Raw genomic sequence first — 12,227 nt, 5'->3', positions numbered from 1 at the left:
TATGAAAATTCACCTTACAGCCATAATAAAATCCAAAGAAGAACATCAGACAGAAGTATTGGAAGTTCTTCAGAATATGGTAAAAGAAACAAGAAAAGAAGAGGCTTGCGAGCTGTATACCCTGCATCAGGGAATTGAAGATAAAAACCAGTTTGTTTTCTATGAAATCTGGAAAAGTGAAGAAGGGCTGGCACAGCATAATCAGCAGCTTTATATTCAGGCTTTCGGAGCTTTGGCAGATGAAAAGCTTCAGGAGAAACCTCAGATTTATATCACAAATATTATATAAGTATGAAAAAACTGGCACTTTTATGTCTTAGCCTGTTCACCATAGGATTTATTCAGGCACAACACCAAAAAACAAAACATATGAAAAAGAAAATTTTATTTGTCGTAACCAGCCATGATAAGAAAGGCAATACTGGTGAAGACACAGGATACTATTTGGGAGAAGTTTCTCATCCATGGGAAGTTCTTCACCAGGCGGGCTATGAGATCGACTTTGTAAGCCCTAAAGGCGGAACACCTCCGGTAGATGGATTCGATCTAAAAGATCCTGTAAACAAAGAGTTTTGGGAAAATAAAGAATACAAAAATAAGATTGATCATTCTCTGACTCCATCCCAGGTTAATCCTAAAGATTATTCAACCATATTTTATGCAGGAGGGCATGGAGCAATGTGGGATTTTGCAGATAATACTGAATTAGCAAGTATCGCCTCAGCAATTTATGAAAATGGTGGTATTGTAGCAGGCGTATGCCATGGCCCTGCAGGTTTGGTTAATATCAAACTTAACAATGGAAAATACCTCGTTGACGGAAAGAGAATCAATGCTTTTACCAACGAAGAAGAATCTGAAGTAAAATTAACAGATGTTGTTCCTTTCTTATTGGAAAATAAACTAAAAGAAAGAGGAGCAAAATTTGAAAAATCAGGTCTTTGGCAGAATCATGTAGTAACGGACCAAAGAGTGATCACAGGACAGAATCCGCAATCTGCAAAAAGCGTCGGAGAAGCAATTTTAAAAGAATTAAATAAATAACAATTCATTTTTAATCCCAAAACCCAACACTCAAGAAGTAAAAGTTAAGATGTTTGTGAAAAAGAATACTTATGTTCTCGATAACGCTCACAAATTTTACAATTAATACAGGACAGAGCTACTCCGTCTCATTGTTTTATACAAAAAGAGCTTTTCAGTTTTGAAAAGCTCTTTTATAAAGTAAATGGTAAGCAATGATTTCATCCTCATAAATTTCTTTCTCCATGCTTCCTGCGACCTTACTTTATTTCTATTTTGCAACTGGAAGATGGGTACTTATTGCAATTCTGTTCCATGCATTGATGGTTACAATAGCCATGATGATCTGTGCGATCTGATTTTCATCAAAAATTGACTTAGCTTTTTGGAAAGTCTCTTCCGTCAATCCTGCATGACTGATTAAAGTGATCTCTTCTGTCATTTCCAACAGTACCTGTTCCTCTTCTGTAAATAATTCTTTGGCTTCTCTCCATCCGTCAAGGATAAAAATTCTCTGAGTAGTTTCACCATATTTAATGGCATCTTTAGTGTGCATATCAAGGCAAAAAGCACATTTATTAATCTGTGAAGCCCTGATTTTAATTAATTCCTTCTGGATATGGTTTAAAGAAATAGTCTGTAGGTATCCTTCCAACCCCATCATCGCTTTATACGCTGCTGAATCTACTGTTGCAATATTTAATCTTGCGCTCATTATGATATTATTTTTTGGTTAATTGATCTATACTAAAAGAATATTGTTGCTGAGAAGCCAATAAAAATGCCCCTGCACATCCTACCCAAACAGAATAATCAAGAGGGGCTTTGAATCCCAATGCAATAGTCATTGACACCGCAAAAATCAGCAGAAGAAGGCCGCTTCCATAGGCTGCAATTTTTGTTTTAAATCCTAAAATCAGCATCAGCGGAAGAAGGGTTTCCAAAAGTGTTGCTGCATATGCGGAAATCGTACTTAAAGCTTCGGGAAGAAAAAATGTCAGTTTTCTTGTGTATGCTTCAAAATTGGCCATATTTCCCCATGCAGCGTTGGCGCCCCAAAAGCCAAATCTGTCTGCTACTGCAGAGAGCATAGTCACTGAAAGGGCTAATCTTAAAAATAACTGCGGAAATTGATTCTGTTGATTCATCATTGTATTGGCTTTTAATAACATGACAAATTTCCAAATTATAAATGATAAAAATCTTAAACTGGTTTAAGATCGTAATTTTGCTCTGATTTCGCTGAGATATTCCGGAGTAAGATTTAAAAAAGAAGCAATCAGATATTGTGGAATCCTTTGAATAAACCAAGGATACAATGTACTGAAATGAACATATAATTCTTCCCGCGACATTTCATACAAATACCGTATTCTCCTCTCTGATGCGGCATATGCCCTTTGATAGATCATTCGAAAATAGCGCTCCATCACAGGGTGCTTCTGCAGTAACAACTCCTGATCTTCCAGGTCTATGACCAAAATGGAAGAATGTTCCACTGCCTGAATAGAAAAATCAGACTGTATTTGTCTTTCATAAGCAAATGTATCCGTGATCCACCAGTTTTCTATCGCAAATTCAGTAGTTTGCTCTACTCCTTTTTCATTGATAAAGAATTTTCTCAGACAGCCTTTATTAACAAAATACATATGTTTACAAATTTCTCCATCAAGCATTAAATTTTGTTTTTTTCTGACCTCCAGCACCTTAAAAAAAGAAAGAATAGAAATATATTCCTCTTCGGTTACACTGATAAATTTGTCTAAATGTATCTTAAAACTATCCATCTTTAGATTTAAATACTCAAACTTAACTTTATTTTTTTAGTTTTACAATGACAAAATAGTAAATCATGGAACTCATTGCTAAAATTCTGATAGCAGTTGTTGCGTTAGAACATATTTATATTCTCTGGATGGAAATGTTTGCTTGGGAAACAAAAGGAAAAGAAGTTTTTAAGGCGGCGTTACCTGCAGAAATGTTTAAGCCTACTAAAGGGCTTGCAGCCAATCAGGGCTTGTATAATGGTTTTCTGGCTGCCGGGCTGCTATGGTCGTTTCTCATCAAAGATCCTCAATGGCAGGATAATATCGCCCTTTTCTTTTTAGGATGTGTTGCGGTAGCAGGAATCTACGGAGCCATTTCTGCCACTAAGAAAATATTTTTTGTACAAGCTCTGCCTGCAATTCTGGCTATTATTGCTGTTTTATTGAAATAATTTTATAGGTCGTATTTTAAAAATCTTCTTAAAAATACGGACATTGTAAATACTCTTTTCTCCTGAATGATAAGAGTAAAATCTCTATGAATATCTCGGTTCATAACCAGACTTAAAACCAGCTTTTTAAGGTTCAAAAAATCCATTTAATATAAAATTCGTAAATTTGCACCGTCATAAGAAATTGATATACAGATTTTTTATGCTGATCTGCATTTTGATGGAATGTAGAAATTCAAGTTGTTCAGTACACATATCTTTATTACTTCATCAGTAATTTAATTGTAGAATCTATGTAAAAGATTAATTTCTTTTTACGTGATACACTCTTTTTCTAGAGTATAATCTATTGACATATTTAAAATAAACATAAGGCCTGAGGTCTTTATGGTCTTATTTTTTTGTGAAAAGCTTTTATTACCAGAAGCTTATATAGATTATTTTTTACTATTGCCATCAGCAGAACAACTGAGATAAAGCATAACAACGGATTGGTTTACAATCTCTTATACTATTTATTAATTGAAAAACCCTGAATATGGAAAAAAATGAAGACAGTAGAAAAGTAAAACTTAAAGTTGAAGATCTGACTATTATTTTTGGTAAAAACAAAGAAAAAGCACAGGAACTTTTAGACAAAGGTTTTTCCAAAAAGGAAATTCTTGAAAAAACCGGTTGTACGGTAGGAATCAACAAAGCCAGTTTTGAAATTTATGAAGGTGAATTCTTTGTGATTATGGGGTTATCGGGAAGTGGAAAATCTACTTTACTGCGCTGCCTCAACAGACTGAATGAGCCCACCTCCGGAAAAGTATTTATCAATGATGATGATATTACCAGTAAAAATAATAAAGAGCTTCTGGAAGTAAGAAGAACGGAAATGAGTATGGTATTTCAAAAATTTGGATTACTACCCCATCATACTATTTTAGACAATGCAGGTTTCGGACTTGAAATCAGAGGAGAAAGCAAAGCTTCCCGTGATGAAAAAGCCCAGAAAGCCCTGGATATTGTAGGATTAAATGGTTTTGAAAATCAGTTTCCTTCCCAACTTTCAGGAGGAATGCAGCAGAGAGTAGGATTAGCAAGAGCCCTGGCCAACGATCCTGAGGTATTGCTTATGGATGAGGCTTTCTCCGCACTGGATCCTCTGATAAAATCTGAAATGCAGGATCAAATGCTTGAATTGCAAAATACATTACAGAAAACCATTGTTTTCATTACCCATGATTTGGATGAGGCTATTAAAATTGGAGACCGTATCGTCATTATGAAAGATGGTGTGATAGAACAAATAGGAACAGCCGAAGATATTTTAACCAATCCTGCCAGTGACTATGTAAAAGCTTTTGTAGAGAAAGTGGATCGTAAAACAATCATTACTGCTAAATCTTTGATGTTCGACAAAGCTACAGTGGTGCGTTTCAAAAAAGACGGACCTGAAGGAGCTTTAAGAAAAATGAGAACAACAGGATTAGAAAACTTACCTGTCGTAGATTTTCAAAATAAATTTCTGGGCTTTGTAACGCTTAATGATATCGTCCGGATTGCAAAGAAAAAAGAACCCACAGTAGAATCGGTGATCAACAGCAACGTTCCTTCCGTCTATCCGGAAGTTACTGTAGAAGAAATGTTACCGCTAATTTCCGGAAACAAATCAGCCATTGCCGTGGTAGATGAAAACAATAAATTCTTAGGTCTTATCACCCAGCTATCTCTCATCATAGAAGCTACAAAGTTTAACGAAGAAGAGATCATTGAATTAAAAGAAATCGCAAACAATCAATAAGATGAATAAAACTATAGATATAGGTCAATATGTAGAAACTGCAATCAATTGGCTCACAGAAAATGGAAAACCTGTATTTGATGTCATAAAACATATAGGAAACGCCTCTATTATGGGGATTGAATGGGTGCTGGTAAACACTCCCTTTTATGTTATCATTCTCTTTTTTACGCTACTGGCATTGTGGAAAGCAGGAAAAGGCATCGCTGTGGTGACTGCAGCAGGGTTGAGTTTAATATTTTTAATGGGATTATGGAAAGAAACCATGGAAACCCTTGCCCTAATTTTTGTAGCTACCCTTACTGCACTTATCATTTCTATTCCCTTAGGAATTTGGGCTGCCAAAAGCAAAATAGCAGCAAAAATCATCCGCCCTTTACTGGATTTGATGCAAACAATGCCTGCATTTGTATATCTGATTCCTGCTGTATTATTTTTCAGTATCGGTAAAGTACCCGGTGCTTTTGCAACGATCATTTTTGCAATGCCACCAGCGGTACGGTTAACGACATTGGGAATTGAAGCTGTTCCGAAAGATATTGTAGAAGCAGCCAGAGCTTTTGGTGCTACCAACCGCCAGATTCTATTTAAAGTAGAACTTCCTTTAGCTATGAAAACTATTTTAACAGGAATTAATCAAACGATACTATTATCCTTATCCATGGTTGTTATTGCAGGAATGATTGCTGCAGGCGGTTTAGGTGAAAAAGTATTGGAAGGAATTAATAATCTGGACATCGGATTAGGATTTGAAAGTGGATTATCAGTTGTGATTTTAGCTATTATCCTCGACCGGATTACTCAAGGATTTGTAAAGAAAAAACAATAAGATGAAAAGTTTAAAATATCTATTTTTCCCAATTTTCATGGGAATATGCTCTGTATTAAATTCATGTGAAAATATAAAAAACTCTAAGTATATAACCATCGGAATGGTAGACGGCTGGGCCGAAGATGTTGCCATGACGCATGTTGCCAAAGCTATTTTGGATCAGCAGGGATATCATGTAATTATTCAAAAAGCGTCTACAGATATGATTCTGGCTTCGATGAATAATGAAGATACAGATATTTTCATGGGGGTTTGGCTGCCTTATACGCACGCTAAAAAAGTGGCTAAATTTCCGGGATTAATAAATATGGGAACAAATTATGAAAGCGGCCGTATAGGATTGGTAGTTCCGGAATACATTCCTGTTACCTCCATTGAAGAACTTAATCAGCATAAGGATCAGTTCAATCACAGGATCATTGGAATTGAGAAAGGAGCAGGATTGACATCCGGAACAGATCAGGCTATTATTGATTATAAACTGGATTATAAACAAATCAACTCCTCTACTATTGCCATGATCACTGAATTACAGAATGCCATACAACGTAAACAATGGATTGTTGTTGCAGGATGGCAGCCTCACTGGATGTTTGGAAAAATGAAACTTAAGTTTCTTAATGATCCGAAAAAGACATTTGGCGAAGCAGAGCAGATTAAAACATATGCCAGAAAAAGCTTTGGTAAAGATCATCCGGAGTTGGCAAAATTCTTTTCTAAACTCCATTTTGATGATGAACATATGGCTGATCTTCTAATCAAAATGGAACACAGTAAAAATAAAGAAGCTACTGCCATAAAATGGATGGAAGAACATCCTGAAGTGGTAAAATTATGGTTAGATAAAAATTAACGGAACGGTGCAATTAAGCATCATCTAAATCCTCAACTCTTCACCGGGTCTGAGGATTTTTTGATCAATTTATAATTCAGAAGCATTCATGGATTCTTTGATCTTCTCCCGATGAAGTACTCCCCAATTAACCAATGTTTCCGTCACCGGGAATACTGATTTTCCGTATTCGGTAACAGCATAGGTTACAGTAATGGGTTTTGTATCCTGAATCGTTCTGGTGATCAGAAGGTTAGTCTCCAGTTCTTTCAGTTCTTTACTCAGCATCTTGGCGGAGATTCCTTCAATACCCCGTTCCAGCTTTTTAAAATGAATTCTCTGATCAGGTCTGTTGGTCAGATATCGCAGGATCATCAGTTTCCATTTTCCGCCTAATACATCCAGACTATCACGCATCGCGAACAATTCTTCCGTGCAGCTCGCTTCTCTTTCTATTCCGTTTTCAATGATTTTTGCCATAATAGTTTCATAAAGGTAACTAGTTACCATTTGTTAACTAGTAGCAAATATAAACTATTCCCTCTTTACATTTGTGTATCATATTAACAGTATGAAATCGCAATGATTTCTCAAACGCAACCAATCGTGAGGACGATGCGATTGCATATGCCCTTGAAAAAAAATAAATATCAACATATGAAAGCAGTTATTTTAAATAAGAATTTTCAGTTAGAGGATGGAATGGTAGAAAAACCACCTGTAAAGAATAATGAAGTTTTAATCCAGATCAAAGCAAGTGGATTCAACCCCATCGATTATCAGATGCTGGAAAACGAACTTGAGCGAAAACTAATCAGTTCCCCGATCTTAGGAAGAGAATTATCCGGAATTATAGTAGACAAAGGTCCCGAAGCTACACAATTTAATATCGGTGACGAAGTCTATTGTGGTAGTGGTTCTATGGGAAGCAATGGTACTTATGCTGAATATATAGTTGTCCCTGAATCCATTGTTTCTTTTAAACCAAAGAATATTTCGTTTGAACAAGCGGCTTCCATTCCTTCAGTAGGACTTACTTCTTTGCAGGTTTTTAACCGGTTGAAACTAAGTCCAGAAAATACAGTTCTTATAACGGGTGCAACCGGAGGCGTTGGTTCATTTTTGATTAAACTTTTATTAGCCCATAATATCCGGAAGATCACAGCAACGGTTGGCAGTGAGGCAAACAGACAAATCCTGCTTAATATGGGGCTAAAAAATCATCAAATCATCAATTATAGACAAGAAACCCTTATTGAAAACATTTTAAAAGCCAATAATAATCAGCCATTTGAGTTTGGAATTGATCTGGTAGGAAATTACATGTCAGAAGTGACGGCAGAAGTTTTAAAGATCAACGGAACTTATGTAGATGTAACAGCTTTAGTCACTAAAGACGCTCATGAAATTCTTTTCAACAAAGGAAGTCTGATTATGAATATCTCCAATTACACGTATGGAATGGTCAAAAAATATGAGTATTACAAAAACAGTTTACTTGAAATAAAAAAGCTCATCGAAACCGGAACTATTACGCCGCCTCAGCATAAGATAATAGGAAATCTTTCTTTGGAAACTGTTCTGCAGGCACATTCTGTTTTAAAAAACAATCAGGCCCAGGGTCATAAACTCATTATGAAACATTAATCAATGAACAAAATACCAAGAAGAATCGTAACAGGAATTCAAGACGGAAAATCTGTTATTCTCGAAGATCAGCCGGTAGAAAATGTGGCAGAACATTTCCCGGGGCTTATTATTTCTGATGTATGGAATACACAACAAGCACCGGCAAGCTTAAACTTTGAAGCCCCAATTCCTAATACCGGATTTCCGCAAACGCCAAAAAATGGTACTTATTTTAGATATGTAGTGGTACCTCCGGATAAAGATTTAGGAGTTGAGCTTAAAGACAATGAACCTCATCCGATGATGCATCAGACCCCTACACTGGATTATATCATTATTCTTTCCGGTGAACTCTATCTGATCATGGAAGAAGGTGAAACTCTTCTCAAGCCCGGAGACATCGTCATTCAAAGAGGTACAAATCACGCGTGGAGCAACCGGTCTGATGAACCTTGCATTCAGCTGGCTGTGTTGATCGATGCTGAAGGAGAGAATTAAAAGATTTAATTATCTAAAAATTTAAAGAATGGAATAGTTCTCACAAATTTTAAAAATGTATTAAATAAAAAAATCTGGGGAATCTGTAGTCTGTGAGAAATAAGAACAAGATTTTGTAGGTAAGTTGGACAAACACAAAGGCGCAAGAAAATCAAGGATTTTCAGCAAGGATTATATTCCTCATAAATAAGTATAATCGTAATCAACAGCACTCAATTTTATCACAGATAAAATCTTTGCGTCTTCATAGCATAAAGTATCTAAAAACCTTTTGCGTCTTTGCGTTGCCAACAATTATTTGAATGAGATTTATGTTATAATATGTTGGAAAAACGCAAAGGCGCAAAGATGTTTCATTATAAATAGCTTTTAAGACGCAAGAAAATCAAGGATTTCAGCAAGGATTATATCCTCATAAATAAGTATAATGGTAATCAACAGCATTCAATTTTATCACAGATAAAATCCTTGCGTCTTATCACGTAAAGTATGTAAAAACCTTTTGCGTCTTTGCGTTGCCAACAATTATTTGAATGAGATTGTTATAATGTGTTGGAAAAACGCAAAGGCGCAAAGATGTTTCATTATAAATAGCTTTTAAGACGCAAGAAAATCAAAGATTTCCAGCAAGGATTATATTCCTCATAAATAAGTATAATGATAATCAACAGCACTCAATTTTATCACAGATAAAATCCTTGCGTCTTATAGCATAAAGTATGTAAAAACCTTTTGCGTCTTTGTATTTTCCAACCAAAAACAGCACCTTACAAAGCAGAAACTTCCAACAGTTTCTGTTTCATTTTTTCAGCAGTAAACTGTCCCTCATGATAATAGATCAGCTTCTGATCTTTATCCAGGATGATCCACAGCGGATATACAGGTTGGTTTTTATTTTTTGACAATGCCAGCGCCAACTCATGGATTCCAGAATTCCCATTCTGTAGATAGTCAAACTCCTGATTCTGGAAATGGATTTTTCCCTTCGTTTTCTCTGCCTCAAAATTGATAAAATAAAAGTGCTCATTCATCATTGTAACCAAGTCTTTATCTTTACTTAAACGGAAAGATTCAATTTTACAAATGGCACACCAGTCTGTATAAAGATGGATGACAGTAGGCTTAGCTTCTACTTTTCGCAAAGCTTCTACTTCAGAAAAAGTGCCTGTCTTCATCTGCGACAGATAAAAACAGGGCACTAACATTAAAAATAAAGCTAATTTTTTCATTTCAAAGTATATTTTACACCCAAAAACCCTCTGATACGCTGCATGGGAGCATACCCATACGCCGTATCAAAAGTATAATGATTGGGGTTGCTGATGGGATCATCAACATGATTGTCAAATGGGTCAAACGGTCTCATCAAAGGATCTTTGGGCGTAAAATTGAATAAGTTTTTTACTCCGCAATACACTTCAAAGCCGGATGTAAAGCTCTTTGAAACCTGAATATTGGCCAAAGAATAGAATGGTGAATATTCCGGACGGAAATCATTAAGTAATACAGGAAGTCTCATCGGCCCATAAAACTGCCCGGTAAAATCTACCGTAATATTACTTGGAAATTTATACGTCAGGTTATAGGTCCCGCTCCATTTTGGGGCATGTAATTGTTGTGTTTTTTGATTTTCATTATCAAATTTCTGATATACATCAAGATAAGTTACTCCTAAGTTGACACTTAAAGGAAAGCTGAAGCTAAAATCTACATTCAGTGAAGCCCCTCGTGAAATTCCATATCCGTGAAGATTATCATAAATAATTTTATTAGGATCAGCATCAAAATCACCTACGATTTTATTACTGAAATAGGTATAAAATGCAGAAGCATCAAGATTCACCATACGGGTACCCACGGGAATTTTCCAGATATAGTTCAGGTTTCCATTAACCGACCTTTCAGGTTTAAGGTCAGACTTTACGACTACTTCACGGGAACCCGTTAAAGCTGCATGATCTTCGGTAAACAAATTCACGACCCTGAACCCCGTTCCAAAGTTGAAACGCAAAGTATGATAAGGATTCGGTGAAAACTTCCACGCTAATCTTGGGGAATGCACCGAATGATGTACTTTATCATAATCATATCGGTAACCCAACAGCAAGGTGTTTTTGTCATTGATCTCCCACTGGTCCTGAATAAATGCTCCCCAGATCGGAGATTTCATCGGTGCGTTGGTTATCCCGTCTGCTTTCAGAGTTCCCGGTGTATTGTCATCATAAAATGTTCTTTTAAAAGTAAGTCCGGCTGTGATATCATGTTTTCCAAAACTTCTGTCCCAATACGTTTGTACAAAAGCCACTTTTTGAAGCGCATTAAAAGGATTAGTTCCATAAAAAGAATTCTGGTCATGATAATTGTAAGAAAACTGAGTCACAATATGCTCTTTTACAGGCCATTCATACAAACCGAAAACCTCGGCTCTGTTGGTATATATACTTTCCCCATACACTTTATCACTTCCGCGGTAAGATTTATTCCATTGCATTTCTCCTCCGAAACGGTCTTCATATAGGTATCTCATGGCAAAGCTCGCCTGGCGGTTTTCTTTTCTTTTAAAATTCCATTTGTTAAAAACAGAAATCCGGCTCTGTAAGGTGGCATCGGTGAAATTATCTTTGTTCTGATCTATTTTTTCCTGAAAACTGAAATAATTTAAACTTAATAATGACGCAGCATTTTTCCCTACACTAAACTTGGTAGAGAGATCCAGATTGTTCTCACTCCATGTTGTGGTCATCAGATCCACGCTCAATTTTGGGGCAGTCAATGCATTTTTAGTAATAATATTAATTACTCCTCCCATTGCTTCAGAACCATAAATAGAAGAAGCCGGCCCCTTTACCACCTCTATCCTATCCACCAGGCTGTTCGGAATTCCACTCAATCCATATACCGTAGAAAGCGAACTTACAATAGGCATTCCGTCAATCAGAATCATGGTATAAGGACCTTCCAGCCCATTGATATGAATGTCACCTGTATTACAAACGGAACAGTTCAGCTGAGGTTTTACTCCGTTTACCATAGCGATGGCTTCGAAAATACTTGGAGTGGGATTCTTCTGAAAAAATTTTTGACTGTAGATCTCTACTGCCACAGGGCTTTTGGACCTGCTCATCGGTTTTATGGTTCCGGTAACCACTACATCTTCAATACTGCTGGTTTTAATTTCTCTTCTGGAAATTCCGGTTGAATCTATATTTTTATTTTGATGTAAACTTAAACTATCTGTCTCCTGAGAGAAACAATAGGATGATAAAAAAGTAATAGAAAATAATATTCGCTTCATGAAATTAAAATTGTTAGACAAATCTAACAATTATTTTTGAAAAACAAAACTTCAAACTTAATATTTTGGTTTGAGTCAATTCATGAAAAATGATTAAATTTGAGAAACTAC

At 36.1% G+C, this 12,227-nt stretch carries 14 protein-coding genes; 8 read left to right on the top strand and 6 right to left on the bottom strand.

The window, feature by feature from the left end; all coding sequences use genetic code 11:
- The first annotated feature begins 1 nt into the window (after nucleotide 1).
- The gene (locus MP478_RS11395) at nucleotides 2-289 is read left to right on the top strand and encodes a putative quinol monooxygenase (RefSeq protein WP_257191547.1); all 288 of its coding nucleotides are present in this window, start codon (nucleotides 2-4) and stop codon (nucleotides 287-289) included.
- A gap of 80 nt (nucleotides 290-369) precedes the next feature.
- Nucleotides 370-1,044, top strand: coding sequence for a type 1 glutamine amidotransferase domain-containing protein (locus tag MP478_RS11390; protein WP_257191546.1), 675 nt, complete (start codon nucleotides 370-372; stop codon nucleotides 1,042-1,044).
- Nucleotides 1,045-1,294: 250 nt separating this feature from the next.
- On the opposite strand, the gene MP478_RS11385 is transcribed toward MP478_RS11390, so the two are convergent.
- From MP478_RS11385 to MP478_RS11375, 3 genes are all read right to left on the bottom strand, one after another.
- Nucleotides 1,295-1,738 (bottom strand): carboxymuconolactone decarboxylase family protein, encoded by a 444-nt coding sequence (locus tag MP478_RS11385; RefSeq protein WP_230040956.1) that lies wholly within the window; start codon nucleotides 1,736-1,738, stop codon nucleotides 1,295-1,297.
- A 7-nt stretch (nucleotides 1,739-1,745) separates the two neighbouring features.
- Nucleotides 1,746-2,174, bottom strand: coding sequence for a DoxX family membrane protein (locus MP478_RS11380; protein ID WP_257200515.1), 429 nt, complete (start codon nucleotides 2,172-2,174; stop codon nucleotides 1,746-1,748).
- A 63-nt stretch (nucleotides 2,175-2,237) separates the two neighbouring features.
- On the bottom strand, nucleotides 2,238-2,810 hold the full coding sequence (locus MP478_RS11375) for a Crp/Fnr family transcriptional regulator (protein ID WP_257191544.1): 573 nt from the start codon (nucleotides 2,808-2,810) through the stop codon (nucleotides 2,238-2,240).
- A 65-nt stretch (nucleotides 2,811-2,875) separates the two neighbouring features.
- Between MP478_RS11375 and MP478_RS11370 the strand changes: the two genes are divergently transcribed.
- The 4 genes from MP478_RS11370 (at nucleotide 2,876) to MP478_RS11355 (ending at nucleotide 6,715) form a co-directional block, all read left to right on the top strand.
- Nucleotides 2,876-3,241, top strand: coding sequence for a DUF1304 domain-containing protein (locus tag MP478_RS11370; RefSeq protein ID WP_230040962.1), 366 nt, complete (start codon nucleotides 2,876-2,878; stop codon nucleotides 3,239-3,241).
- A gap of 538 nt (nucleotides 3,242-3,779) precedes the next feature.
- Entirely contained in the window at nucleotides 3,780-5,030 is a 1,251-nt protein-coding gene (locus MP478_RS11365; protein ID WP_257191543.1) for a glycine betaine/L-proline ABC transporter ATP-binding protein, read from the top strand.
- A gap of 1 nt (nucleotide 5,031) precedes the next feature.
- A complete protein-coding gene (locus tag MP478_RS11360; protein ID WP_230040965.1) occupies nucleotides 5,032-5,859 on the top strand; it encodes a proline/glycine betaine ABC transporter permease in 828 nt (275 codons plus the stop codon).
- A 1-nt stretch (nucleotide 5,860) separates the two neighbouring features.
- Nucleotides 5,861-6,715, top strand: coding sequence for a glycine betaine ABC transporter substrate-binding protein (locus tag MP478_RS11355; protein ID WP_257200514.1), 855 nt, complete (start codon nucleotides 5,861-5,863; stop codon nucleotides 6,713-6,715).
- Nucleotides 6,716-6,784: 69 nt separating this feature from the next.
- Here MP478_RS11355 and MP478_RS11350 read toward each other — a convergent pair whose 3' ends face one another.
- Nucleotides 6,785-7,174, bottom strand: coding sequence for a helix-turn-helix domain-containing protein (locus tag MP478_RS11350; protein WP_257200513.1), 390 nt, complete (start codon nucleotides 7,172-7,174; stop codon nucleotides 6,785-6,787).
- 177 nt (nucleotides 7,175-7,351) lie between these two features.
- Here MP478_RS11350 and MP478_RS11345 point away from each other — a divergent pair, with 177 nt between their 5' ends.
- Nucleotides 7,352-8,341, top strand: coding sequence for an NADP-dependent oxidoreductase (locus MP478_RS11345; RefSeq protein WP_257200512.1), 990 nt, complete (start codon nucleotides 7,352-7,354; stop codon nucleotides 8,339-8,341).
- A gap of 3 nt (nucleotides 8,342-8,344) precedes the next feature.
- Nucleotides 8,345-8,821, top strand: coding sequence for a cupin domain-containing protein (locus MP478_RS11340; protein ID WP_257191539.1), 477 nt, complete (start codon nucleotides 8,345-8,347; stop codon nucleotides 8,819-8,821).
- A gap of 767 nt (nucleotides 8,822-9,588) precedes the next feature.
- On the opposite strand, the gene MP478_RS11335 is transcribed toward MP478_RS11340, so the two are convergent.
- Nucleotides 9,589-10,050 carry a thiol:disulfide interchange protein gene (locus MP478_RS11335; RefSeq protein WP_257191538.1) on the bottom strand — a complete coding sequence of 154 codons (462 nt, stop codon included), beginning with the start codon at nucleotides 10,048-10,050 and terminating at the stop codon, nucleotides 9,589-9,591.
- The gene (locus MP478_RS11330) at nucleotides 10,047-12,116 is read right to left on the bottom strand and encodes a TonB-dependent siderophore receptor (RefSeq protein WP_257200511.1); all 2,070 of its coding nucleotides are present in this window, start codon (nucleotides 12,114-12,116) and stop codon (nucleotides 10,047-10,049) included. Before MP478_RS11330 ends, MP478_RS11335 begins: the two co-directional genes overlap by 4 nt.
- Nucleotides 12,117-12,227 lie beyond the last annotated feature (111 nt).

It is taken from the genome of Chryseobacterium sp. WG14, assembly GCF_024586945.1.
In the GTDB taxonomy this organism is placed as follows: Bacteria; Bacteroidota; Bacteroidia; order Flavobacteriales; family Weeksellaceae; genus Chryseobacterium.
This window is presented reverse-complemented; position numbering and strand designations above follow the sequence as displayed.